Genomic DNA, 21,957 nt, shown 5'->3' on the forward strand with positions numbered 1-21,957 from the left:
GCCACGACACCGCAGAAGTCAGGAGGCAGCAGCCCCGGCCTGTGGATGACGACGGCGCACCGACCGGCCCAGCGCAACGCTGTCCGGGTGTCCAGTCGCCCCGTCCCGTCCCGCCTGCACCGACCCGCCACCCGGCGCGACACCCGCGCCGCGGGGATCACCGACTGGCAACTGCGCCACGGCGACATCGCCCGGCTGTCCAGGGACACCTACCTGCCGGAGCGCGATGCCGCCGACTGCTGGGGCGACCGCACGAGGTCGTCGCCGCCGTCCGCCTCGCTCTGGCCGGGTGACTGTCGCGATCTCGTGGCCGTCAGGGCGGGACGGCCACGAGATCGCAGATGTCAGAGGGCGGCTACAGGCGGACGTACAGCCGCAGGGTCACGTAGGCGGCGGACGCGGCCAGCGCGACGCCCACCCCCGAGATGATGAGGCTGTTCATGATGACCGCGCTCCACTCGACCTGCGGGATGATGCCCGCCTTGATCGGCCCGGCCAGCGTCCGGTCGACGAACAGCACCTTGGCCACGACCAGCCCGCCCGCGGCCAGCAGGCCACCGATGAGCCCGGCGAAAGCGGCCTCGAGGATGAACGGCAGCTGGGTGTACCAGCGCGAGGCGCCGACCAGCCGCATGATGCTGGTCTCGTTACGGCGGTTGAACGCCGCCAGCTGGATCGTGTTCGCGATCAGCAGCAGCGCCGCGAGAGCCTGGACGACGGCGACGGCGAGCGTGCCGTTGCGGGCACCGTTGAGCAGGCTGAACAGCCGGTCGAGGAAGTCGCCCTCGTCGCGGACCCGGTCGACGCCGTTCTCCCCGTTGGGGAACTGCTCGGCGATGACCGGGTAGCGCTCAGGGTTGACCAGCTCGACGCGGAAGCTCTCCGGGAGGGCGTCGGCGGGCGTGTTCTCGACCAGTTCGGGCTGCTGGCTGAACTGCTCCTGGAAGCGCTCGTAGGCCTCTTCCTTGTTCTCGTAGACGAAGCTCTTCACCTCCGACGAGGAGGACAGCTGGGTCTCGATGGCCGCGCGCTGCTCCTCGGTGACGTCGTCGGCGAGGAAGATGGACACCTGCACCTTGTCGTAGAAGATGTCCTTCATCTTCGGGATCATCCCGCCGGGTCCGCCGATGAGCAGACCGACGCCCATGAGCCCGAGCGAGATGGCCGTCGTCAGGATCATCGCGACCGTCATGGTCAGGTTGCGACGCAGCCCGGTGGCCACCTCGGAGAGCACGAAGTTGACGCGCATGGATTTCCTGTCGTGGAGTTCGGAGAGGCGCGGTCAGCGGGGCGGGGTCAGCGGCCGACGCCGTAGACGCCGCGCGACTGGTCGCGGGTGAGTGCTCCCCCGTTGAGCTCGATCACGCGGCGCCGCATCGAGTCCACGATGTGGTAGTCGTGCGTCGCCATGATCACGGTCGTCCCGGTCCGGTTGATCCGCTCGAGCAGCAGCATGATGCCCTCGCTGGTCTCCGGGTCGAGGTTTCCGGTCGGCTCGTCGGCCAGCAGCACCAGCGGGCGGTTCACGAAGGCGCGGGCGATGGCCACCCGCTGCTGCTCGCCACCGGAGAGCTCACCGGGCAGCCGGTTGGCCTTGCCCTCGAGCCCGACCATCTCCAGCACCTCGGGCACCACCCTGCGGATGGTGCGGTGCGGCTTGTTGATGACCTCGAGGGCGAAGGCGACGTTCTGGGCCACGGTCCGGTTGCGCAGCAGGCGGAAGTCCTGGAAGACGCAGCCGATGGTGCGGCGGAGCTTGGGGACGTTCCACTTGCTCATGGTGTTCAGCGTCTTGCCGTTCACCACGATGGTCCCGGAGGTCGGGTCCTCCTCCTTCAGCAGCAGCCGGAGGAAGGTCGACTTGCCCGATCCGGAGGAACCGATGAGGAAGACGAACTCGCCCTTGTCGATCTCCGTGGTCACGTCGTCCAGTGCCGGCCGGCCGCTCGCCGGGTAGAGCTTGGTGACGTGTTGCATTTCGATCACGAGGCGCCACGGTACTAGCAACAGGGCTCCCTACCCGGCGTTCGCCACGGAACTCGCGGGACTCGTTCTCGCCGTCCGTGACCGCCCGCCGCAAACGCCCAGGACACCCGTCACGCACAGTCGGGATGCGGCCGTCGCGGGTCGCGGGAGTGACCTCGCCTACAGCCGGGCTACGCCGCTTCCTGCTGACGGCGCCACCGGATGCCGGCCTCGATGAACGCGTCGATCCCGCCGTCCAGCACGTCGGAGGGGTTGCCGCTCTCCTGCTCGGTGCGCAAGTCCTTGACCATCTGGTACGGGTGCAGCACGTAGGAGCGCATCTGGTTGCCCCAGCTGCTGCCGCCGTCGCCCTTCAGCGCGTCCATCTCGGCCCGCTGCTCCGCCTGCCGGACGACGAGCAGCCGTGCCTGGAGCACCCGCAGCGCCGCGGCCCGGTTCTGGATCTGGCTCTTCTCGTTCTGGCAGGACACCACGATGCCGGTGGGGATGTGGGTCATGCGGACGGCGGAGTCGGTGGTGTTGACGCTCTGCCCGCCGGGGCCCGAGGAGCGGAAGACGTCGACCCGGATCTCGTTCTCGGGGATGTCGACGTGGTCGGTCTGCTCGACGACCGGCAGGACCTCGACGCCGGCGAACGAGGTCTGCCGCCGGCCCTGGTTGTCGAACGGCGAGATGCGGACCAGCCGGTGGGTGCCCTGCTCGACCGAGAGGGTGCCGTAGGCGTAGGGCACCTTGACCGCGAAGGTGGCCGACTTGATGCCGGCCTCCTCGGCGTAGCTGACGTCGTAGACCTCGGTCGGGTACTTGTGGCGCTCGGCCCAGCGCAGGTACATGCGCATGAGCATCTCGGCGAAGTCGGCGGCGTCCACGCCACCGGCCTCCGACCGGATGGTGACCAGGGCCTCGCGGGAGTCGTACTCGCCGTTGAGCAGCGTGCGCACCTCGAGCTCGTCGATGACCGACCGGATGCTCTCCAGCTCGCGCTCGGTCTCCGCGAGGGTGGCCTCGTCGCCCTCGTCGGCGGCCATCTCGTGCATCAGGCCGACGTCGTCCAGGCGGCTGCGCAGCTCCTCGACCCGCCGCAGCGTGCCCTGCAGGAACGACAGCCGCGAGGTGAGCGCCTGAGCGGCCTCGACGTCGTTCCAGAGGTCCGGCGCGGCGGCCTGCTGCTCGAGCTCGGCGATCTCCTGGCGGAGGTCGTCCACGTCCAGGACGGCCTCGATCGACTCCAGGGTCGTGTTCAGTTCGTCGAGTACGACGGAGAAGTCAGCGGCCACGTCGACCCAGAGTAGTGGGCCCCGCGACCGGCCGAGCCGTCAGACGAGCTCGGCGGGCCTGCGGACGACGCCGGCGGCCACGGCGGCCTCGGTGAGCAGCGGCCGGGGCGGGCGCCCCGCCGCCCGCTCCACCATCCAGGCGGCCAGCTCGTCGGCCGGCATGGGCCGGGCGATGTGGTAGCCCTGGGCGAACGTGCAGCCCAGCTCGGTGGCCGTGGCCAGCTGTTCGGCGGTCTCCACGCCCTCCGCGAGGGTGCGCATGCCGAAGGCCTTGGCGAGGCCGACGACGGCCGCGATCGCCGCGGCCGACTCGCTCCGCCGCCCTTCGGCACCGACGACGAGGCTGCGATCGATCTTCAGCACGCCGACGGGCAGCGAGATCAGCTGGCTGAGGCTTGAGAAGCCGCTGCCGAAGTCGTCGATCGACACCTCGACCCCGGAGATCCTCAGCTGGGCGAACTGGGCAGCGGCCAGCGCCGGGTCCTCGGCCACGCTGGTCTCGGTCAGTTCGAGGACCAGTCGCTCGGGCGGCAGCCCGGACGCCGCGAGCGCGTCCAGGACGTCCTCCACCAGGGTGCCCGCCGTGCAGTGGTGCGCGCTGATGTTGACGCCACCGACCAACGGCAGCCCGTCGGCGTCCCAGGCGGCGAGCTGCCGGGTCGCGGTGGCGAGGACCCACCGGGTCAGCGGCACCACCAGGTCGTGCTGCTCGGCCAGGGCGATGAACTCCGAGGGTGGCAGCAGCCCGCGCTCCGGGTGCTGCCAGCGGACCAGCGCCTCGATGCCGCTGCAGTCACCGCTCGGCAGGTGCATCACCGGCTGGTAGTGCAGGACGAGCTCGTCGCGGTCGATGGCGTCGCGCAGCTCGGCGGCCAGCGTGGCCCGGCGTTCGGCCGCGACCCGGAGGTCGGGGCTGAACACCCGCACCCGGTTGCGGCCCGCGGCCTTGGCCGCGTACATGGCCAGATCGGCGTCGCGGACCAGGTCCGTCGAGCGCAGGTACCGGTGACCCGAGGTGCCGGCGATCCCGATGCTGGCACCGACGCGGACCGCGCGACCGGCGAGTTCGAAGGGACGCGCGACGGTGGCGCGCAGCCGTTCGGCCAGCGCCTCGGCGTCGTCGGGTGAGCACGTGCGGGACAGGACGACGAACTCGTCGCCGCCCAGGCGACCCACCGTGTCGCCCTCGCGCACCGCGGCGGTCAGCCGGGCGGCGACCTCCCGCAGCAGGTCGTCGCCGGTGTCGTGGCCCAGGGAGTCGTTGACCTCCTTGAACCCGTCGAGGTCCAGGAACAGCACGGCCGGGCTCGCGCCGGGCGCCGACAGGTCGGTGTCGAGGAGCTCGTGCAGGTAGGCCCGGTTCGGCAGTCCGGTGAGGGCGTCGTGCCGCGCCTGCCAGGCCGACGCGCGCTGGGCGCGGACGCGGGAGGTGACGTCGGTGTGGGTGACGACGATGTTGCCGGCGCGGTCGACCCGGGACGCCTGGAGGTGGAACCAGCGGGTGCCCGACGGAAGGGTCACCGGGTAGTCGGCGGTGGCGGAGTCGCGCAGACCCATCGAGACCTCGCGGACGCCGGCCACGAGGGCGCGGGTGTGCTCGTCGTCGCGGACCTGGATCGCGAGCGTGAAGTAGTCGTCGCCCACCGCGATGCGGAACCGGTCGTCGTCCAGGATCTCGGCGGCCTCGGTCCACGCCGAGTTGGCGAGCAGCACGGTGCCGCGGGGGTCGACCAGCAGCGTCGGGGAGGGCAGCGCGTCCAGCACGGCCTCGACGAGGAGCGGGGCGCCCGGCCGGTCACCGGCGCGGCGGCGCACGTCGGCGGGCAGTGCCCGGCTCGGTCGTGGTCGCACGTCCCCACCATTCGTCCTGGGCCGCCGTCGGCGTCCACGTCCTGCCCCATCGGCACGCCGAGGGAGCGACGTCAGCCCCGCACGACCTGGGACTCCCCCATGGGGTGAGTCACGGCTCCCGGGTCTCCGCGGCGATCCAGCGAAGGTACGCGGGGTTGCCTGCCACCACCGGCAGGGCCAGCACGCACGGCACGTCGTAGCCGTGCAGCTCGACGACGCGCGCGACGACGGCGTCCACGAGCGACCGGCGGGTGTGCAGGGCGACGCGCGCCTCCATCTCCTCCTGCACAGCGCCGTCCCACCGGAACACCGAGCGGATCGGGGCGACGTGCTGCCCGCAGGCAACCAGCCGTTCCTCGACCAGCGTCCGGGTGAGGGCCGTCAGCCGCTCGGCATCCGCGTCGGTGACCACGATCTCGCAGCACTCCTCGTCCACGCCCCGATCCTGGCGCACGAACGGGCGGGGCGACTTCGGCTCCGGCTGATTGAGGTCGCGGTCGGCGGGGGTAGGAGGCCCTCATGACCGACGAGAAGACGATCGAGATCGACGGCGAGACCTACGTACTGCGCCACGACGGCGAGGGCCTGCAGGTGGGCCGGCGCGTCGACGGCGACGTGACCTGGCTCGACACCGTCGCCGACAGCCTGCTGCCCGAGGCCGCCCGCTCGGCGGTGCAGTCCGGGGACACGTCGAACGAGGCGCTGCAGACGGCTGTCCGCGGCGTGCTCGAGGCCGAGGTGCGGCGCGGCGGCTGATCCGCTGACAGCAGTACGCCGCGGGGCGGTCGCGGAGGCCCCGCGGCCGCCCCGCGGCGCGTTCAGCGGTTGCCGCGCCCTCGGCCCCGGCCGCTGCCCCGGTCGTGGTCCCGCTCCCGCTCCCTGGCCTGCTCCTGGGCCTTCTCCCAGGCGGCGGCGAGCTCGCGGAGCCGCGCCATGTTGCGCTCGTGGATCTCCTGCCCCGAGGGCCGCTCGACGTGCGGCGGGGCCGGTGCGGTCGGCGGGGCAGGCGGGGCCGGCGGCGGGGGAACGACCACCGGCGGCCGGGCGGGAGTCGGCCGGGGCCTCGACGCGGGTGCCGGCGCGGGTGCCGGGGCGGGGACCGGAGCCGGGGTGACGCGTGCGGGAGCCCGGGTCGGCGCGGCAGCGGGAGCCGGCCGGGCGACGGGCGTGCGCGTCGCCGCCGCGGACGGCGCCGTGGGCCGGGCACCGCCGGTCGCTGCGGACGCATGCGGGCGCGACGGTGCAGGCGGGGACGCGTGGACGGCGTGCTGGCGCAGGGTGCCATCGGCGCCCGCCGGCCAGTCGGGGTCGACGAGCGGCCACTCCGCCCAGGCGGCCGGGTCGAGCAGCTGCGGGAGGACTTCTGCCGTCGTCCTCCGGTCCAGGTGGTCCGCGGTGGCCGAGCCGATCTCGGCGGCGGCGGTCACGTCGCACGCCGCGCTGCCCAGGAAGCTCCGACCCTCGGCGCAGTCCGCACGTGCGGCGGCAGCCGCGGCGATCTCGAGCACGAGAGCGCCGACGGAGTCGTGCAGCTCCCGCGTCGCCTCCCGCGTGCCTTCGCCGGCCAGCGCCCGGGTCAGCACCTCCGCGATCTCCGGGGCCGACGGGACGGGCAGCGGTGCGACGGTGAGCAGCGCCGGGCCGGGTCCGACGCTCCAGCGCGCCACCTCTCCGGGCAGCAGCACCATGGCGGCCGGCGCCGTCCGGCGGACGACGTCGGAGCGGGCGTCGTTCTGCGAGCGCAGCAGCACCCGCCCCTGGAGGTCCCCCCGGCCCGAGACGACGACCGGGCGGTCCCGGTCGTTGCGCAGCGTCATGCCGGTCCCGTCCACGCACGCCTCGACCGGGAAAGAGGCGGGCACCGCACCGCGGGTGCCGTCGGCGGCGCAGAGCACCGGCGCGGCGGGAACGGGCGCCGCGGACGCGGCCGGCACGGACAGCACGGGCGCCACCAGCAGCACCGCGGACGCCAGGACGCGACGTCTCACGACGGGAAGCCGCACGTCGGCTGCGCCTGGACGTCCACCTGCTCCAGCCCCGCGGTGACCGCGACGCGCACCCGCTCGGGCAGCGGTCCGTCGCCGACCTGCCCGAGCGCACGGACGAGGCCGTCGAGAGCGGTCACCAGACCGTCGTGCCCGTCCTCGGACCGGACGACGGCGAGGACGCCGCGCAGCTCGGCCACCACACCGGAGACCTGGGTGCGCGACTCGACGTCCTTCCCGGCCGCCAGCGTGCCGATCGAGAGGGGCAGCCGGCGGAGCTCGGACAGGGAGGCGAGCCGGGAGCAGAAGGTGGGGGCGTCGGCGGGCGCCTCGTAGGACGACGCCCGGGCCTCTGTGCCCTCCGCCAACGGTGGCTCGTCGGCGGACGCGCAGGCCGCGACGGCGGCGAGGACGACGGTGGGCACGCCGAGACGGACGGCACCGGCGATTCGCACGCGCAGAAGGTAAGTGGCCCCGAACCCGTTCCTGGCACGCGCGGACCGGCACCACCGGGTCGGGTGACAGGCGTTCGAGGGGTCCGGTCACCCCCCGTGACCGGCCGCGATCGGAACGGAACTCATCCGGAGGGGTGAGATCCGCGTCAACGACCAGGCCCGGCCTCCCGATGGGAGGGCGTGACGCACTCCATGCGCGGCCGCCCCCTGCGGGCCCTCGCCTTCGCCGCCGGCTCCCTCGTGCTGCTGACGGCCGGGTGCGACGCCGGCACGACGCCCGCTCCGGTGGGCAAGGCCGCGCTGGAGAAGCCGGCGACGCCCGCCGTCGCAGCACCGGCTGCCGGAAGCGCCACCACCCCGCTCGACTGGAAGTCACCGGCGTACGCCGCGCTGGGCTGCGCTCCGCGCGCCGAGTGGGTGGCGCAGGGACTGCCCGCCGACGCCTGGGACGCCCGGACCGTGCGCACCACCTTCGCCGACGTGACCGGCGACGGGACCGACGAGGCGCTGGTGCAGGTCACCTGCCCGGCGGCGGTCTCGTCCCACGCCGACCACGTGGTCGTCTTCGACGTCACCACCGCACGACCTCGGCTGCTGGGTGTGCTGGGCGACGACCTGGTGCACCCGCGGGCGGAGGTCGCGACCGAGGGCACGACGGTGACCCTCAGCGGTCCGACCGTCGGCGACGACGACCCGCACTGCTGCCCCGGCCACTGGGGCACCGTCACCTACGCCTGGGACGGCGCGGCGTTCGTCGTCCGGTCCCGGTCCGAGGTGCCCGGCACGCAGCCGGCCGGCGGCGGACGCCTGGCCGACGGCGAGCACGTGGGTGTGCTGCTCTCGGTCGGGGACGACGAGGTATCGGTCCTCGTGCTCGACTGGTTCGAGGGCGCCGACGCCGTGGCGGCCTGCCGCGAGGACGGCGTCGAGAACCACGGCACCGCCTGGTGCAACGAGTACTACGCCCGCGACGGCGGCCGGACGACGACCGTGCCCGTGTCGGCCTCGGCGTCGCTGAGCTACCTCGACCTCGGCACGATGGAGGACGTCGCCGTCGGCCAGGTCGCCGCGCTGGCCGGGACGTACTGGGTCTCCGAGGACCCCGAGGGCGCCGGCTACACCCGCTTCCGCACCGGGGACGGCGAGATCACCGAGCTGGCGAGCATCTACACCCCCTGACGACCGGAGGGGTCCCGGTCCCGACCGGGTGAACCTGCTCGCCCGTCCGGGCGGCTCTCGCCCGCCGTCGTGACGCAGGGTGACCCGGGTCGGCAGGATTCCGCCGGTGACCGTGGTCAGGAAAGTGCTCGCCTCGCTGGCCACCGTCGGTGCCGCCGTCGGCCTCATGGCCTTCGGGACGCTCGGTGAGTTCACGGCCGAGGACGCCGGCTTCCCGCGGACCTCGCTCAGCGACGGGTGACCTCGTACTCCAGGAGCAGCGGGTGCGGCGGGTACGAGGTGCGCCGCTGCCGGCCGGTGGCCGTCCAGCCGAGCTTCTCGTAGAGCCGTCGCGCGCGGCGGTTGTCCCCGAATACCCACAGCCGCAGCCGCCGGACCTCGGGCGGGTACGTGCGCAGCAACGCGTCGTGCAGCCAGGTGGCCAGGCCGCTCCCCCAGGTCTCCGGCGACGTGCCGAAGTGCAGCAGCTCGTCCCCCCGGCGGGCGGCGAATCCCAGCACACCTCCGCCGGCGCGGGTGACCACGTACGCGGCGATCGACCGGTCCTGGAGCTCGGCCACCCACCGGTCGCGGATCTCCTCGAGCGGGAAGGGGTGCGCGGTCTGGTCGAACACGTCCGCCAAGCCGAGCACGGCGCCGCGACGCTGACCGTCGAGCAGCTCGGGCAGGTCGGCCGGCGTCATCCGGCGCAGCGACCACTCGTGGGATTCCGCTCCGGCCTGCCGCTCGGCCTCGTCGTCCTGACGCCCGCGCACGCCGTCCCTCACCTTCTTTGTAGCAGTTCCGGTCAAGCCTCATGAGGCTGATTTTTCGGCTCTATGGTCGCGGATCTCAGATCGGAGTCGATGTCCGTGGACCCCCTCACCACCAGCACGTTCGCCCTCCCCGACGGCCTGTCCGCCAAGGCCGATCCCACCCTGATCGCCGCCGACGAGCAGCACTTCGCGGCGATCTCCGCCAGCCTGTCCTCCTCCATCGCCGAGCTCTCCGGGCGCCTCGACGCCGAGCGCCGCGCTCGCGGTGGCACCGGCCTGGCCGCGCTCGACCGCGACCTGGAGATCCACCGCCTGACCTCCCGCCTGCGCACCCTGCGCCGCTTGAGACTGGACCTCTGCCTCGGGCGCATCGTGGGCACGGACGGGGAACCGGTGTACATCGGCCGGCTCGGCCTCACCGACACCACGGGCGTGCGGCTGCTGGTCGACTGGCGCTCCCCCGCCGCCGAGCCGTTCTTCGGCGCCACCCACGCGCACCCGATGGGCCTGGTCAGCCGCCGCCGGTACCGCTGGACCCGCGGCCGGATCACCGACTACTGGGACGAGGTGTTCACCGCCGAGGGACTCGAGGGGCACGCGGCGCTGGACGACCAGTCCGCCTTCATCGCCACCCTCGGCACCAACCGCTCGGCGCGGATGCGCGACGTGCTGGGCACCATCCAGGCCGACCAGGACGCGATCATCCGGGCCGGTTCCCCCGGTGCGCTCGTCGTGGACGGCGGCCCGGGAACGGGGAAGACCGTCGTCGCCCTGCACCGGACGGCGTACCTGCTCTACGCCGATCCGCGGGTCGGGCACGACCGCGGCGGCGTCCTGTTCGTCGGCCCGCACGAGCCGTACCTGGCCTACGTGTCCGACGTGCTGCCCAGCCTGGGCGAGGAGGGCGTGCGGACGGCCACGCTGCGCGACCTGCTGCCCGAGGGTGCGACGGCGGCGGCCGAGGTGGACCCCGAGGTGGCGCGGCTGAAGGCGACACCGCGGGTGATCGAGGCGATCGAGGCGGCGGTGCGGTTCTACGAGGAGCCACCCTCCACCGGCCTCAGCGTCGAGACGCCGTGGTCGGACCTGCGGCTCGGCCCCGGCGACTGGGCCGAGGCTTTCGAGGCTCCGGATCCCGGCACTCCGCACAACGAGGCCCGCGAGCGGGTCTGGGAGGAGCTGGTCGCGATCCTCGTGGACCGGGCGGAGGACGACGACGTCTCCTCCGACGAGCTGCGCAGGCTCCTCGAGTCGCACCGGGAGCTGCGGGCGACGTTCGACCGTGCGTGGCCGTTGCTCGAGGCGACCGACGTCGTCGCGGACCTGTGGTCGGTCCCGGCCTACCTGCGGCGGTGCGCACCGTGGTCGACGGCGGACGAGGTGCGGGCGCTGCAGCGGCCGGAGGCCTCGGCGTGGACGGTGTCGGACCTGCCGTGGCTCGACGCGGCCCGGCACCGTCTCGGCGATCCGGGAGCCGCGCGGCGGAAGCGACTGCAGGACGCCGTCACCGCCCGCGAGCGCGAGCGCATGGCCGGCGTCATCGACGAGCTCATCCAGGCCGACGACTCCGAGCTGCTGCTGATGACGTCGCTGCGGCACGGCGACCTGCGAGATGCGCTGGTCGACGAGGCCGCGCTGCCCACAGCGGAGCGAGACCCGCTCGCCGGGCCGTTCGCGCACGTGGTGGTGGACGAGGCGCAGGAGCTGACCGACGCGGAGTGGCAGATGCTGCTGCTCCGGTGCCCGTCGGGGAGCTTCACGATCGTCGGCGACCGGGCGCAGGCGCGGCACGGATTCCCCGAGTCGTGGGAGGAGCGGCTGGCGCGGGTGGGGCTCGGCGCGGTGCGGGTGGCCTCGCTGACCGTCAACTACCGGACGCCGGCGGAGGTCATGGCCGAGGCGGAGCCGGTGATCCGGGCGGTGCTGCCGGACGCGAACGTCCCGACGTCGATCCGCAGCAGCGGCGTGCCCGTCCTGCACGGTCCGGTCGCGGAGCGGGACGACGTCGTGGCCGCCTGGCTGGACGAGCACGCGGAAGGCGTCGGCTGCGTCATCGGCGACCCGACCTTCGCCGCCACCGACCGGGTGCGGTCGCTGACCCCGGTGCTCGCGAAGGGGCTGGAGTTCGACCTCGTGGTGCTGGTGCGGCCCGAATCGTTCGGGACGGGTGTCGAGGGTGCGGTGGACCGCTACGTCGCCATGACCCGGGCGACGCAGCGCCTCGCCGTCCTCACCTGACATCCTTGCGGGACCGCCGAAATCTCGACGGCCGTGGGAGGGGTTCGCCCTGGTTGTGGGCCTGGTGGGGCGCCTGGGGACGGAGTCGACGACGGGCCTCCACTCTGCCAATCGCACCGCTGCAGTTCAGCAACCTACGTCGGCGTCGATGTGCCGTCCGGGCACCAGGATTGCGGCCATGTCTGCTCGACGGGTGCGCGCTGCTCTCCTCGCCATGCTGGTCATCGCCTCCGGAACCGCCCTGGCCGCGCCGCCGGGGCTGTCGGTCGCGCGCGCCGCCGCGGACACGGCCCCTCCCGCCCTCGTGGCGTTCGACTTCACGCCGCGGACCGTCGACATCAGCGCAGGACCGGCGTCGGTCACCGTCAGCGCCCGGATCACCGACGCGACCGGCGCTGAGGCGCCGACCATCTCGTTCACCAGCGACACCACGTCCCAGACCGCCGGCTTCGGCTCGATGACCCGGACCTCGGGCACCGCTCAGGACGGCACCTACACCCGCACCATCACCATCCCCAAGGGTGCGGCCCCCGGGACCTGGTCCGCCTCCCTGTTCCCACTGAGCGACACCCTCGGCAACGACGGCACCTTCGGCCCACCTCCCGGCTTCCCGAAGACCCTCACCGTCACCGCCGGCGCTTCTGTGACTGCGCCGGGCCCGCCGAGGATCGGCACGCCGTCGCGGGGTGACGCCTCGGCCACCGCCCGGTGGACCGCACCGGCCAGCACCGGCGGCTCGGCCATCACCGGCTACACCATCCGCACCTACCGCGGCACCACGCTGGTCAAGACGACCTACGCCAGCGCCTCGGCCACCGCCCTGGCCGTGACCGGACTGCGCAACGGCTCCGCCCACACCTTCACCGTCGCAGCCAAGAACGCCCGCGGCACCGGCGCCTTCTCCGCCCGCAGCGCCGCTGTCACCCCGGCCACCGTTCCCGGTCAGCCCAGGATCGGCACACCGTCGCGGGGCAACGCCTCGGCCACCGCCCGGTGGACCGCACCGGCCAGCACCGGCGGCTCGGCCATCACCGGCTACACCATCCGCACCTACCGCGGCACCACGCTGGTCAAGACGACCTACGCCAGCGCCTCGGCCACCGCCCTGGCCGTGACCGGACTGCGCAACGGCTCCGCCCACACCTTCACCGTCGCAGCCAAGAACGCCCGCGGCACCGGCGCCTTCTCCGCCCGCAGCGCCGCCGTCACGCCCATCGCGCCGCCGCCTCTTCCGCCGGCACCGGCGCCGACGTACTACGCGAACTGCGACGCGGTCCGTGCGGCGGGGAAGGCTCCTCTCCTCCGGGGCCAGCCCGGTTACTCGACCAAGCTCGATCGGGACGGCGACGGGGTCGCCTGCGAACCGTGACGTGAAGGGCGGCGGTCACGCTGGTCGATCGGGACGGGTGTCGAGGGTGCGGTGGACCGCTACGTCGCCATGACCCGGGCGACGCAGCGCCTCGCCGTCCTCACCTGACGTCCCCGCGGGAACGCCGGACGGTGCGCACGGCGAGGACGACGCCGCCCACGATGAGCAGGCCGCCGATGCCCTGGAGTCCGGGCGAGTCGTCGGACTCCCCGGCCACCATGCCCAGCACTCCGACGACGATCAGCGCGACGACGGCCACGGCCGCGAGGTAGGGCCTCATCCCCGCATCGTGGCACTCGCACCCAGCGGCGCGTCGCTCCCGCGGTGGAGCTCAGTGCGACGCGGGGTGCCGGAGTGGTTCGCGTGACGACGCGGGACTGGAGTGGGCACGGCGACTCCCCGGTTCCGAAAATGCCGGCGGTCCTTGGCAGTCTCGCTGCGCCACGACACGGCACCGCCTCCTCAGGATCGGGGTCATGTCTTCTCGTCGCGTCCGTGCGGGGCTCGTGGCCGCCTTCTTGCTGGCCTCCGGTCTGGTCCAGGCCCCGCTCACCGGGATGCCCGCGGCATCGGCCGAGAACGAGCTCCCCGGATCCGTCGTCGAACAGGCGTCCGTGACCACTCCGGGTGCGCCGAGGATCGGCGAGCCCGAGCCGGGCAACCGTTCCGCCGTGGCGGTCTGGTCGGCCCCCGCCGGCGACGGCGGATCGAGGATCACCGGCTACGTCGTCCGCGCCTACCGCGATGACACCCTCGTCACGACCGTGTCCGTCGGCCGAGGGGCCCGGACCGCGACGGTGACCGGCCTGACCGGCAGCGCGGCGTACACCCTCGACGTGTCCGCCCGCAGCGCCGCAGGCACCGGCGCCCCGTCGGCGCGCAGCGCTCCGGTCACCCCGATCGGCCCGCCGGCCGCCCCCGGCATCGGTGCGGTCACCAGGGGCGACCGCTCGGCCGTCGTCCGCTGGGCCGGGCCGGCCAGCAACGGCGGTGCGCCGGTCACCGGCTACGTGGTCCGGGTGTACCGCGGCAAGGCGCTCGTGAAGACCCTCAACGCCAACGCGGTGGCCCGGCGGCTGGCCGTGACCGGCCTGACCGACGGCGTCGCGTACACCGTGAGCGTCTCGGCCCGGAACGCCAAGGGCGTCGGCACCGCCTCGGCGCGCAGCGCAGCGGTGACACCGGGTACCAGCACCCGCTAGCCGGCCCCGGGAGCGCCCGCGCGGAAGTCGTGATCGACTGCGCGCGTGGCTCTCGTGGACCGGCTCGACCGTCTGCAGCGCCGCCATCCGGCCGCCGGTTTCCCCATCGCCGTCGTCTACAAGTACGTCGACGACTCCGGCCCGTTCCTGGCCGCGCTGATCACGTACTACGCGTTCGTCTCGATGTTCCCGCTGCTGCTGCTCTCCTCGACGATCCTCGGCGCCGTGCTGGACGGGAACCCGGAGCTGCAGGAGCGGTTGATCGACTCCGCGCTCAGCCAGCTCCCGGTGGTCGGTGAGCAGCTGGGCGAGCCCCAGGGCCTCAGCGGCGGGACGCTCGGGGCCGTGGTCGGCATCCTCGGCGCGCTGTACGGCGGCCTCGGCGTCGCCCAGGCCGTGCAGCACGCGATGAACACCGCGTGGAACGTGCCGCGCAACAACCGCCCCAACCCGTTCCTGGCCCGGGGTCGCAGCCTGCTGCTGCTGGCCACCGCCGGGCTCACGGTCATCGGGACGACGGCGCTGTCCACGCTGGGCTCGGGCGCCGCCGGATCGTTCGGCATGGTGGTGCAGGCGCTGGTGCTGGTGGCCTCCGTGCTGATCAACGCGGTGGTCTTCACCTTCGCGTTCCTGCTGGCCACGACCCGGGAGCTGGGCGTACGCGACGTGCTGCCCGGGTCGCTGCTCGCCGCCGTCCTCTGGCAGCTGCTGCAGACCTTCGGGGTGACCTACGTCAGCCGCGTGATGGAGAGCGCCAGCGCCGTCAACGGGGTGTTTGCCCTCGTGCTCGGGCTCCTGGCCTTCCTCTACCTGGCGGCGGTCGCGGGTGTGCTCTGCATCGAGATCAACGTGGTGCGGGTGGACAAGCTGTACCCGCGCGCGCTGCTCACCCCCTTCACCGACGCCGTCGACCTCACCCCCGGCGACCGGCGCAGCTACACCGGCAAGGCGAAGGCCGAGCGCCTCAAGGGCTTCGAGACCGTGCACGTCACCTTCGACGAGCGCACGCCCCGACCCCAGCCCGAGCGCGACGGCGACTGAGCCGCAGCTACCGGCGGGCGAAGACGTAGGGCCGGAGCGGGGGCTCCTCGGCCACGTCGGGGGCGTTGCCATCTGAGTTGCCGGCGTAGGCCAGCAGCCCCGCGAAGTCGGTGGCGAACGTCGCCGGGTCCACGCCCGGCTGGAACGGCTGCGCGCAGGTGGTGAGCGGAATCCGGGTGCGGACGGCGGGGCCGGGGTGGCCCAGCGCGTCGGCGACGATCGCGAATCCGACGGCGTCGAAGCTGCCGATGGCGAAGTGGTCCGCGGTGTTCGTCGGGCAGACGTCCTGCGTGGCGATATTGGCGATCCGCCCGTGCCCGGTGCGCAGTGCGGAGCTGGGAGCCGGTCCGAAGTTCGGGACGACGACCTCGTCGAGGCGGGTGTAGGCGACCGTGTAGTCGATGCCGCGGAACGTCTCGGCGCCGCTGTTGAGCGCGCGCAGGAACTGCGACCGCGAGGCCTGCTGGTGGAAGGCGGGGTTGCAGCTGCGCTCCCGGCACGTGACGTCGGAGAGCACGGTGCCGTGGTTGGAGGGGCTCAGGCCGACGAGGTCGTCGACGACCTTCCGGGTGTCGGGCCAGAAGCGCAGCGCCCAGCGGGGCACCATGCCGCCCTGGCTCCAGCCGACGACGTCGACCTCGCGGCCGGACTTCCGGCTCATCGTGCGCAGGGAGTGGACGACGTACTCGGCGGCGACCTGGATGTCGCCGGTCGCGTCGAACGGCAGGGTGACGGCGCACCAGCGGATGCCCATGGCGGTGAAGGCGCGCTGGTAGTTCCAGGAGAAGTTCGGCTTCGGCGTCACCGTCGTGCCGGGAACGAGCAGGACCGGGTCCTTCTTCAGGCCGGTGAGCGGTCCGCTGCAGGTGAGGGCCGCGTCGAGCTGCGCCTTCGGGACGCTCAGCGCCGGACCGGGGCGGTCGAGCGGCGCGAACCCGTCGGTGGCGGACGCCGCACCGGGCGTCGCGACGACCATGGCGGCTGCAGCTGCCGCCACCAGCCAGGAACGGATGCCGCGCACGCGCACTCCTCGAGCTCCGGACGCGCCTCGTCGCGCGCCGTCGGGAGGTCAACGAGTGCGGCGACGCGAGGGTGCGCGGGCCGGCCTGCGAGCATCGGTGTTGCCGGACCGGCAACAGGCCTGGCCGGGCCCGCTCGTGACCGGCGAGAGTCTGCGCGTGACCGACTCCGCAGCACGACCCGGATCCGACGTCTCCTTCCCGGCCGGCGGATTCGTCGGCAACCCCGCCGAGCGCGCGCAGTGGGACGACCGCTACAGCTCCCAGTCAGAGCGGCTCTGGAGCGGCCGGCCCAACGGTGCGCTCGTCGCCGAGGTCGCCGATCTGGCGCCGGGGCGCGTGCTCGACGTCGGCTGCGGCGAAGGGGCCGACGCCGTCTGGCTGGCCGGCCGCGGCTGGGACGTCACCGCCCTGGAGGTGTCGGGCGTCGCGCTCGAGCGGGCGGCCCGGCACGCGCAGGACGCCGGCGTCGCCGTCACCTGGGTGCATGCCGGCCTGGTCGAGGCCGCCCTCCCGCCCGCGTCCTTCGACCTCGTCTCCGCGATGTACCCGGCCCTGCTGCGCACCCCGGACGCGGCCGCGGAACGCGCACTGCTCGGGGCGGTCGCCCCCGGCGGGGTGCTGCTGCTGGTGCACCACGCGGGGATGGAGACGCACGTCCCGGAGGAGGGCCGCCCCGATCCGGCCGACTACGTCTGGCCCTCCATGGTCGCCGCGCTGCTCGACGACAACTGGCGGGTGGAGGTCGATGAGGAGCGCCCGCGGATGGTGCCGGAAGGCGGCGCCGGCGCCCACCACGCGAACGACGTCGTGCTGCGAGCCCGCCGCCTGCGCTGATCCGCCTGGACGTTCGGCGGGGACACAGCCCGATTCGGCCTCAGTCCATGTGCGGGTCGGCGTCCTCGTCCGCGGTGAACGCCGCCCACAGCGCGGCGTAGGAGCCACCCGCGGCGAGCAGTTCGGCGTGCGGTCCGATCTCGACCAGCCGGCCGTGGTCGAGCACCGCGACCCGGTCCGCGCGCGCCGCCGTCGTCAGCCGGTGCGCGACCACCAGCGTGGTCCGCCGCCGGGCCACCGCGTCGGCCGCACGGGTGACGGCGGCCTCCGTCGCCAGGTCGAGCGACGCCGTCGCCTCGTCGAACAGCAGCACGTCCGGATCGACCAGCTCCGCACGCGCCAGGGCGAGCAACTGCCGCTGCCCGGCCGACAGCGAGCGGCCACGCTCCCCCACCCGCGTGCGGTAGCCCTTCGGCAGCCCGGCGACCATGTCGTGCGCCCCGACGGCCCGGGCTGCGGCCTCCACCTCGCCGTCGGTCGCGTCGGGCCGGCCGTAGGCGATGGCGTCGCGCACGGTGCCGGAGAAGAGGTACGCCTCCTGCGGGACGACGCCGAGCCGCGCCCGGTACTGCAGCAAGTCCAGCGAGCGCAGGTCGGCGCCGTCCACGCACACCGCCCCGGACGTCGGGTCGTAGAACCGCGCGACCAGCTTCACGACGGTCGACTTGCCGGCCCCGGTCTCTCCGACCAGCGCGAGGGTCTCCCCCGGCGCGACGGTCAGCGTCACGTCTCGCAGCGCCGGAGAAGGGGCGCCGTTGTAGGCGAACGTGACGTCGGCCAGCCGGACCTCGCCGCGCAGCGGACCCACGGGCTTGGCGTCGACGGCGGCCGGGGTCGACGTCGGCGTGCGCAGCAGGTCCCGCACCCGGCGCAGTCCGACGGAGGCCTGCTGGTAGCTGTCGAACACCTGCGAGAGCTGCTGGACGGGGGCGAAGAAGGTGTCCACGTACAGGATGAAGGCGATCAGCACGCCGGCGGTGATGCTGCCGGAGGTGAGCCGGGCGGCGCCGACCGCGAGCACCGCGGCGGCGGCCACCTCGGACAGGAACTCGACGAACGGGAAGTAGGTGGCGATGTACCGCTGGGCCCGCAGCCGGACGTCGCGGTAGGCCTTCGCGTAGCCCTCGAAGACGGCGGTCGAGTGCTCGGTGCGGTCGAACGCCTGGGTGACCCGCACCCCGGCGACGTCCTCCTGCAGCCGGGCGTTGACCGCGCTGACCCGCTCGCGCGCCTCCGTGTAGGCGGGCACGGACCGGGAGCGGAACCAGACGGTCGCGACCACCAGCACCGGCAGCACGGCCACCAGCACGAACGCCAGCTCCACGTCGAAGAGGAACAGCGCGACCAGCACCCCGGTCAGGGTGAGCACGCTGACCACCGCGGTCGTGAGCCCGGTCTGCAGGAACGCCGACAGCGCGTCGACGTCGGTGGTCATCCGCGTCATGATCCGGCCGCCGAGCTCGCGCTCGTAGTAGTCCAGTCCGAGCCGCTGCAGCTGGGCGAAGGTCTTCACCCGCAGCGTGTAGAGCAGCCGCTCGCCGGTGCGCCCGGCCAGCCATGTGGATGCACGGGACAGCGCGAAGTCGACGACCACGACGGCCAGCGCGATGCCGGCGACGGCCAGCAGCAGGGAGAGCGACTGCTGGGATACGCCGTCGTCGATGCCCGTGCGCACGAGCGCCGGGATGGCCAGCTGGGCGGCGGTGTCTCCGGCGACGAGGACGAGTGCTGCGGCCAGCGGCCAGCGGAAGGGCCGGATCAGCCGCCACAGCGAGAAGTCGGGCTCGGCGGCCCGGGCCCGCTCGGCCGGGACGTCGGGAAGCTCGTTGGCCGGGGGCAGCCGGTCGACCAGCCCTCGCAGCATCGGGGTGGGCGCGGCCGCGGCGGCCACCCCGCCCGAGCCCGGCCCGCCGATGGAGCCGGTGGCGGCCCGCGACGGCCCGTCGTCCTCGGCCGGCACCTCCGGCTCGGGCCAGGCCTCAGGCGTGGTGCCACCGGGCGGCAGTTCCTCGACCAGCGGCGGGACGTCTCCCTCGGCACCGGAGAGCAGCAGCCGGTAGAGCGGTGACCGCGCCTCGAGCTCGGCGGCGGTGCCGACGTCGACCACCCGGCCGGCGTCCAGGACGGCGATCCGGTCGGCCAGGGCCAGGGTCGAGCGCCGGTGCGCGACCAGAAGCGTGGTGCGGCCCTGCATCTCCCCGCGCAGCGCCTCGTGGATGCGCGCCTCCACCGCCGCGTCGACGGCGGACGTCGCGTCGTCGAGGACGAGGACGCGCGGGTCGACCAGCAGCGCGCGGGCGAGCGCGACCCGCTGCCGCTGACCGCCGGAGAGGGTGAGCCCCTGCTCGCCGACGACGGTGTCGTAGCCGTTCGGCAGCTCGCTGATGAAGCCGTCGGCTTGCGCGGCGCGGGCGGCGGCACGCACCTCGTCGTCCGTGGCGTCCGGGCGGCCGAAAGCGATGTTGGACCGCACCGAGTCGGAGAACAGGAAGCTGTCCTCGAAGACGACGCCGAGTGAGGACCGGAGCCCTCGGGTGTCCAGGTCGCGGACGTCGACCCCGCCGATCCGCACGGCACCGGTGGACACGTCGTAGAACCGGGGCAGCAGGTTCACCACGCTGGATTTGCCCGACCCGGCGGTGCCGATCAGCGCGAGGGTCTCCCCCGGCTCGATCCGCAGCGACACCCCCGACAGCACCGGCCGGTCGTCGTCGTGGCCGAAGGTGACGTCGTCCAGCTCGACGGTCAACGGGCCGTCGGGCAGTGCGCCGGTGCCGGACACGACCTCGGGCCGGGCGTCGATGATCTCCAGCACCCGCTCGACCCCGGCCCGGGCCTGCGGCCCGATGGTGAGCAGGCCGGCCAGCTGGCGGACCGGGGAGACGAGCGCGGCCAGGTAGGTGGCGAAGGCGAGGAACGTGCCCAGGCTGATGTCGCCGCGCAGCGCGAGCCAGCCGCCCAGCGCGAGCACTCCGACCTGCCCGAGCGCGGGTATCCCCTGCAGCATCGGGTTGTAGCGCGAGGTGTACCGGACCACCCGCATGCGAGCGCCGAAGAGCCGGCGGGCGCCGGCGTCGATCCGGTCCAGCTCCCGGTCCTCCTGGCCGAAGCCCTTGACCACGCGCACGCCGGTGACAGCCGCCTCGACGTCGCCGACAACCGCCCCGGCCTGCTGCTGGGCCGCCCAGTTCGCCGGGAAGAGGTCGCGCCTCGACCGCAGGGCCACCCACCACAGCGCTGGACCGACGGCGAGGGCGACGAGGGTGAGCAGCGGAGACAGATACGCCATCACGCACAGCGAGACGACGAAGAGGAGGGCGTTGCCGGTCAGGTTGGGCAGGAACGCCAGCAGCCCCTGGACCAGCGTCACGTCGCTGATCGCCCGGCTGACCGTCTGGCCGGTCTGCATCCGGTCCTGGCCCGGGCCGTCGAGCCGGGCGAGTGCTGCATGGACGTCGTCGCGCAGGTCCATCTGGACATCGAGCGACAACCGTCCGGCGAGGTAGCGGCGGACGAACCCGGCAGCGAACCGCAGCACTCCGGCGGCGACGAGCGCGATGACGAACGGCGTGACATCCACTGCGACGCCGGACTCGACACCGGCGACCACGCGGTCGACCACCTCGCGGGTCAGCAGCGGTGCGATCCCCGCGACCACGGAGGCCACCAGTGCGGCGGCGAACGCGCCGATCAGGTCACGGCGGTGCCGCAGGCAGTAGCCGATGAGCCGCTTGAGCCAGCCACCCTCCGGCGGCGGGGGCTCGGCAATGCCGCGGGTGCCGGAAAGCTGGAGCTCGGTCGCCGTCACGAGGTGACCGCCGCCCCCGGGAGGACGACGGAGCGGGACGGCACGTCCTCAGTGTGCAACGGCCTGCTCAGCGGTTGCGCTGCACCTTCCCGCCCGGGGCGCCGACCATGAACTCGACGAGGGTTCGGACCACCTGCGGCTCGAGACCTTCGGTGTGCCCCTTGCCCTTCCGCAGCACGTCGGCCACCACCAGGTCTCCCCGCAGCCCCGGGTAGACGTACACCTCCGCCGTGCCCGGTCCGGGCAGCCGGCCCCACGCCAGGGTCGATCCGCCGGGACGGGTGTCGTGGATCCGCCCGGGCTGGTCGTCGACGACGTCGTCGAGCCGGACGCGGTCGCCGCCGCCGAACCGCTCGGCCCAGGGCGAGGTGTCGGGCAGCGAGACGATCTCGTGCTCCCCGGCGGTGTACACGAAGGAGAACTCCGCCGAGGGCAGCCCCTCCGCGACGGAGAACATCCGGGCCCGTACCTCCGGCGGGATCGGCTGCTGGCCCGGCTGGAGGGGCGGACCGAACCCCTCGGCGAGTGGAGCCTGCCCCAGCCGTCCACCGCCGAGGCTCAGCCAGCCGTCGACCCGGTCGGCCCACCAGTCGGTGCGCAGCAGCCGGTTCGAGGTCAGGCTGCCCTGCGAGTGCGCGGCGAGCCAGAACGACCGGACCTGCCCCGGGTACCGGGCGAGGACGTCCTCGACGACGGCCTGCAGGTACGCGTCGTCGGCCTCGGCGACCCACCGGCGGAAGGGCACCTTCGTCTGCGCGGTCGGTGTGGCGACCACCAGCCCGTACTCGTCGACGTGGTCGTGCACCGGGAAGTACTCGCGCTGCCAGGGACCCAGGGAGCCGGCGCCGTGGAGGTTCAGCACGAACACGACGCCGTCCTCCGCCGGGGCATCGGGCCGGTCGAGGGTGAACGGGCGGCCGTCCAGGTCGACCTTCTCGGTGATCACGGCCCGACG

The 21,957-nt window shown here is 73.6% G+C and carries 20 protein-coding genes; 8 read left to right on the top strand and 12 right to left on the bottom strand.

The genetic code is table 11. The features are described from left to right. Window positions 1–355 precede the first annotated feature (355 nt). The 5 genes from ftsX to cutA form a co-directional block, all read right to left on the bottom strand. The gene (gene ftsX, locus BLS70_RS04470; protein ID WP_091764453.1) at window positions 356–1,249 is read right to left on the bottom strand and encodes a permease-like cell division protein FtsX; all 894 of its coding nucleotides are present in this window, start codon (window positions 1,247–1,249) and stop codon (window positions 356–358) included. A gap of 47 nt (window positions 1,250–1,296) precedes the next feature. After that, complete coding sequence (gene ftsE / locus BLS70_RS04475) at window positions 1,297–1,977, bottom strand: cell division ATP-binding protein FtsE (RefSeq protein WP_218122306.1); 681 nt, start codon at window positions 1,975–1,977, stop codon at window positions 1,297–1,299. Between the two features lie 179 nt (window positions 1,978–2,156). Next, window positions 2,157–3,263 carry a peptide chain release factor 2 gene (gene prfB, locus BLS70_RS04480; RefSeq protein ID WP_091764455.1) on the bottom strand — a complete coding sequence of 369 codons (1,107 nt, stop codon included), beginning with the start codon at window positions 3,261–3,263 and terminating at the stop codon, window positions 2,157–2,159. A 39-nt stretch (window positions 3,264–3,302) separates the two neighbouring features. Beyond that, window positions 3,303–5,114, bottom strand: a complete 1,812-nt coding sequence (locus BLS70_RS04485; RefSeq protein WP_091764456.1) for a putative bifunctional diguanylate cyclase/phosphodiesterase — start codon at window positions 5,112–5,114, stop codon at window positions 3,303–3,305. A 109-nt stretch (window positions 5,115–5,223) separates the two neighbouring features. Continuing rightward, the gene (gene cutA, locus BLS70_RS04490) at window positions 5,224–5,550 is read right to left on the bottom strand and encodes a divalent-cation tolerance protein CutA (RefSeq protein ID WP_091764457.1); all 327 of its coding nucleotides are present in this window, start codon (window positions 5,548–5,550) and stop codon (window positions 5,224–5,226) included. Window positions 5,551–5,633: 83 nt separating this feature from the next. Between cutA and BLS70_RS04495 the strand changes: the two genes are divergently transcribed. Then, on the top strand, window positions 5,634–5,870 hold the full coding sequence (locus BLS70_RS04495) for a hypothetical protein (protein WP_091764458.1): 237 nt from the start codon (window positions 5,634–5,636) through the stop codon (window positions 5,868–5,870). A gap of 62 nt (window positions 5,871–5,932) precedes the next feature. Here the strand turns inward: BLS70_RS04495 and BLS70_RS20690 are convergent, their stop codons facing one another. Together BLS70_RS20690 and BLS70_RS04505 are read right to left on the bottom strand one after the other, a co-directional pair. Then, a complete protein-coding gene (locus BLS70_RS20690; RefSeq protein ID WP_176946287.1) occupies window positions 5,933–7,102 on the bottom strand; it encodes a hypothetical protein in 1,170 nt (389 codons plus the stop codon). Then, entirely contained in the window at window positions 7,099–7,554 is a 456-nt protein-coding gene (locus BLS70_RS04505) for a hypothetical protein (RefSeq protein WP_091764460.1), read from the bottom strand. The genes BLS70_RS20690 and BLS70_RS04505 overlap by 4 nt, the downstream gene beginning before the upstream one ends. Window positions 7,555–7,734: 180 nt before the next feature. On the opposite strand from BLS70_RS04505, the gene BLS70_RS04510 reads away from it, so the two are divergent. Both BLS70_RS04510 and BLS70_RS21195 read left to right on the top strand, forming a co-directional pair. Continuing rightward, window positions 7,735–8,733: an LppP/LprE family lipoprotein gene (locus tag BLS70_RS04510; RefSeq protein WP_091764461.1), complete on the top strand. Its 999-nt coding sequence runs from the start codon at window positions 7,735–7,737 to the stop codon at window positions 8,731–8,733. A 106-nt stretch (window positions 8,734–8,839) separates the two neighbouring features. Continuing rightward, window positions 8,840–8,974 (top strand): hypothetical protein, encoded by a 135-nt coding sequence (locus tag BLS70_RS21195; protein ID WP_255362234.1) that lies wholly within the window; start codon window positions 8,840–8,842, stop codon window positions 8,972–8,974. Here the strand turns inward: BLS70_RS21195 and BLS70_RS04515 are convergent. Continuing rightward, entirely contained in the window at window positions 8,961–9,488 is a 528-nt protein-coding gene (locus tag BLS70_RS04515; RefSeq protein ID WP_218122278.1) for a GNAT family N-acetyltransferase, read from the bottom strand. The two genes, BLS70_RS21195 and BLS70_RS04515, sit on opposite strands and share 14 nt — an antisense overlap. A gap of 90 nt (window positions 9,489–9,578) precedes the next feature. Between BLS70_RS04515 and helR the strand changes: the two genes are divergently transcribed. Together helR and BLS70_RS04525 are read left to right on the top strand one after the other, a co-directional pair. Next, the gene (helR, locus tag BLS70_RS04520) at window positions 9,579–11,726 is read left to right on the top strand and encodes an RNA polymerase recycling motor ATPase HelR (protein WP_255362235.1); all 2,148 of its coding nucleotides are present in this window, start codon (window positions 9,579–9,581) and stop codon (window positions 11,724–11,726) included. Between the two features lie 178 nt (window positions 11,727–11,904). After that, window positions 11,905–13,095, top strand: a complete 1,191-nt coding sequence (locus BLS70_RS04525) for a fibronectin type III domain-containing protein (RefSeq protein ID WP_176946288.1) — start codon at window positions 11,905–11,907, stop codon at window positions 13,093–13,095. 100 nt (window positions 13,096–13,195) lie between these two features. Here BLS70_RS04525 and BLS70_RS04530 read toward each other — a convergent pair whose 3' ends face one another. After that, the gene (locus BLS70_RS04530) at window positions 13,196–13,375 is read right to left on the bottom strand and encodes a hypothetical protein (protein ID WP_091764463.1); all 180 of its coding nucleotides are present in this window, start codon (window positions 13,373–13,375) and stop codon (window positions 13,196–13,198) included. Between the two features lie 196 nt (window positions 13,376–13,571). On the opposite strand from BLS70_RS04530, the gene BLS70_RS04535 reads away from it, so the two are divergent. Together BLS70_RS04535 and BLS70_RS04540 are read left to right on the top strand one after the other, a co-directional pair. Beyond that, entirely contained in the window at window positions 13,572–14,297 is a 726-nt protein-coding gene (locus tag BLS70_RS04535) for a fibronectin type III domain-containing protein (protein ID WP_091764464.1), read from the top strand. A 45-nt stretch (window positions 14,298–14,342) separates the two neighbouring features. Next, window positions 14,343–15,338 carry a YihY/virulence factor BrkB family protein gene (locus BLS70_RS04540; protein WP_091764465.1) on the top strand — a complete coding sequence of 332 codons (996 nt, stop codon included), beginning with the start codon at window positions 14,343–14,345 and terminating at the stop codon, window positions 15,336–15,338. Between the two features lie 7 nt (window positions 15,339–15,345). Here the strand turns inward: BLS70_RS04540 and BLS70_RS04545 are convergent, their stop codons facing one another. Then, complete coding sequence (locus BLS70_RS04545) at window positions 15,346–16,359, bottom strand: lipase family alpha/beta hydrolase (protein WP_255362236.1); 1,014 nt, start codon at window positions 16,357–16,359, stop codon at window positions 15,346–15,348. Window positions 16,360–16,516: 157 nt separating this feature from the next. On the opposite strand from BLS70_RS04545, the gene BLS70_RS04550 reads away from it, so the two are divergent. Further along, window positions 16,517–17,194: a class I SAM-dependent methyltransferase gene (locus BLS70_RS04550; protein WP_218122279.1), complete on the top strand. Its 678-nt coding sequence runs from the start codon at window positions 16,517–16,519 to the stop codon at window positions 17,192–17,194. A 40-nt stretch (window positions 17,195–17,234) separates the two neighbouring features. Here the strand turns inward: BLS70_RS04550 and BLS70_RS04555 are convergent, their stop codons facing one another. Together BLS70_RS04555 and BLS70_RS04560 are read right to left on the bottom strand one after the other, a co-directional pair. Continuing rightward, entirely contained in the window at window positions 17,235–21,002 is a 3,768-nt protein-coding gene (locus BLS70_RS04555; protein WP_091764467.1) for an ABC transporter ATP-binding protein, read from the bottom strand. Between the two features lie 67 nt (window positions 21,003–21,069). Beyond that, window positions 21,070–21,948: a hypothetical protein gene (locus BLS70_RS04560; RefSeq protein WP_091764468.1), complete on the bottom strand. Its 879-nt coding sequence runs from the start codon at window positions 21,946–21,948 to the stop codon at window positions 21,070–21,072. Between the last annotated feature and the right edge of the window lie 9 nt (window positions 21,949–21,957).

The organism is Blastococcus aurantiacus, from assembly GCF_900102425.1.
Lineage (GTDB): Bacteria > Actinomycetota > Actinomycetes > Mycobacteriales > Geodermatophilaceae > Blastococcus > Blastococcus aurantiacus.

Coding starts and splice junctions, on each gene's coding strand:
- ftsX (WP_091764453.1), bottom strand. CDS start 1,249: ATGCGCGTCAACTTCGTGCTCTCCGAGGTGGCCACCGGGCTGCGTCGC.
- ftsE (WP_218122306.1), bottom strand. CDS start 1,977: ATGCAACACGTCACCAAGCTCTACCCGGCGAGCGGCCGGCCGGCACTG.
- BLS70_RS04495 (WP_091764458.1), top strand. CDS start 5,634: ATGACCGACGAGAAGACGATCGAGATCGACGGCGAGACCTACGTACTG.
- helR (WP_255362235.1), top strand. CDS start 9,579: ATGTCCGTGGACCCCCTCACCACCAGCACGTTCGCCCTCCCCGACGGC.
- BLS70_RS04525 (WP_176946288.1), top strand. CDS start 11,905: ATGTCTGCTCGACGGGTGCGCGCTGCTCTCCTCGCCATGCTGGTCATC.
- BLS70_RS04530 (WP_091764463.1), bottom strand. CDS start 13,375: ATGAGGCCCTACCTCGCGGCCGTGGCCGTCGTCGCGCTGATCGTCGTC.
- BLS70_RS04535 (WP_091764464.1), top strand. CDS start 13,572: ATGTCTTCTCGTCGCGTCCGTGCGGGGCTCGTGGCCGCCTTCTTGCTG.